This window comes from Paraburkholderia fynbosensis, assembly GCF_902859935.1.
GTDB lineage: Bacteria > Pseudomonadota > Gammaproteobacteria > Burkholderiales > Burkholderiaceae > Paraburkholderia > Paraburkholderia fynbosensis.
Window position 1 is genome coordinate 1 of record NZ_CADIKI010000070.1, and the last position, 1360, is coordinate 1360.

At 64.9% G+C, this 1360-nt stretch carries 2 protein-coding genes; both read left to right on the forward strand.

The window, feature by feature from the left end; all coding sequences use genetic code 11:
• On the forward strand, positions 1 to 252 hold a 252-nt coding region (locus HV770_RS38020; protein WP_175166528.1), incomplete at its 5' end, for a winged helix-turn-helix domain-containing protein.
• Positions 249 to 1360: HAMP domain-containing protein (locus tag HV770_RS38025; protein ID WP_175166529.1), on the forward strand; the 1112-nt coding region annotated here is incomplete at its 3' end. The genes HV770_RS38020 and HV770_RS38025, both read left to right, overlap by 4 nt.

A 1360-nucleotide genomic window follows, 5' to 3' on the forward strand; every position in this document is an offset into this window, starting at 1 on the left:
TTGAGCGGCGCCGAATATCGCTTGCTGCGCGTGTTCCTCGATCATCCGCAGCGGGTGCTGACGCGCGATCAACTGCTCAATCTGACTCAGGGCCGCCAGGCCGATCAGTTCGACCGTTCGATCGATCTGATGGTGAGCCGGCTGCGTCAACGCCTGAGGGATGTCGCGCGCGAGCCGCGTTACATCAAGACGCTGCGCAGCGAAGGCTATGTGTTTTCCGCCGCCGTGAGCGAGATCGAGGACACGCAATGAGCCGGTACTCGTGGGCGCGTTGGCCGACACATTGGCCCCGCACGCTGTTCGCGCGACTCGCCGTGATCCTGTTCGTCGGACTGGCGCTCGCGCAGACGCTGTCGTTCTGGCTCACGATGACCGAACGCGACCAGACGATGACTAACGTGATGATGGGCTACATCGAACGGGAGGTCGCCAGTTCGGTCGCATTGCTCGACCATTTGCCGCCTGATGAGCGGGCCCAGTGGCTGCCGCGTCTCGCGCGGCGCAGCTACGAGTTCGTTCTCGGGCCCGGCATTTCAGGCGTGCCTGTCGATGCGAGTCTCTCGGAGCGCGTCGCGCGCTCGATCAATGAGGGCATCGGCAGTCGCTACCCGCTGACGGTGAACGCGGTCCCCGGCGACCGCGAACGCCTGCAGGTGCATCTGAAGTTGAGCGACGGCACGCCGCTGACGATCGATATGCGTCCGATGTCGGGCGCGCCATTGTCGCGCTGGCTGCCGCTGGTGCTGCTATTGCAACTGGTGGTGCTCGCCGCGTGCTGCTGGCTCGCCGTGCGGCTCGCGACGCGCCCGCTGCATCAACTGGCGCTGGCGGCCGACACGCTCGGCCCCGATCTGAAAGCGGACCGCCTGCCGGAAAACGGACCCTCGGAAGTGGCACGCGCCGCGCGTGCATTCAACGCGATGCAGGACCGGATCGCGACGTACATGACCGAGCGCATGCAGATTCTCGCGGCGATCTCGCACGATCTGCAAACGCCGATCACGCGCATGCGCTTGCGTGTCGACGTGATGGACGACGACGCACAGGGCGCGAAGCTCAGGCAGGATTTGCAGGAGATGGAGACGCTGGTCAAAGAAGGCGTGACGTACGCGAGGACGATGCACGGCACGACCGAGCTGCCGTGCCGCATCGATCCGGATGCGCTGTTCGACAGCCTCGTCTGCGATTACGTCGACGCTGGTCAGGACGTGTCTCTGGAAGGCCGCTTCGGCATGTCGGTGACGACTCGGCCGCAGGCATTGCGCCGCATCGTGGGCAACCTCGTCGACAATGCATTGAAGTTTGGCGGCGCAGCCGAGATCAGGATCACGGCGGTGCACGATGGGCAGACGACGATCAG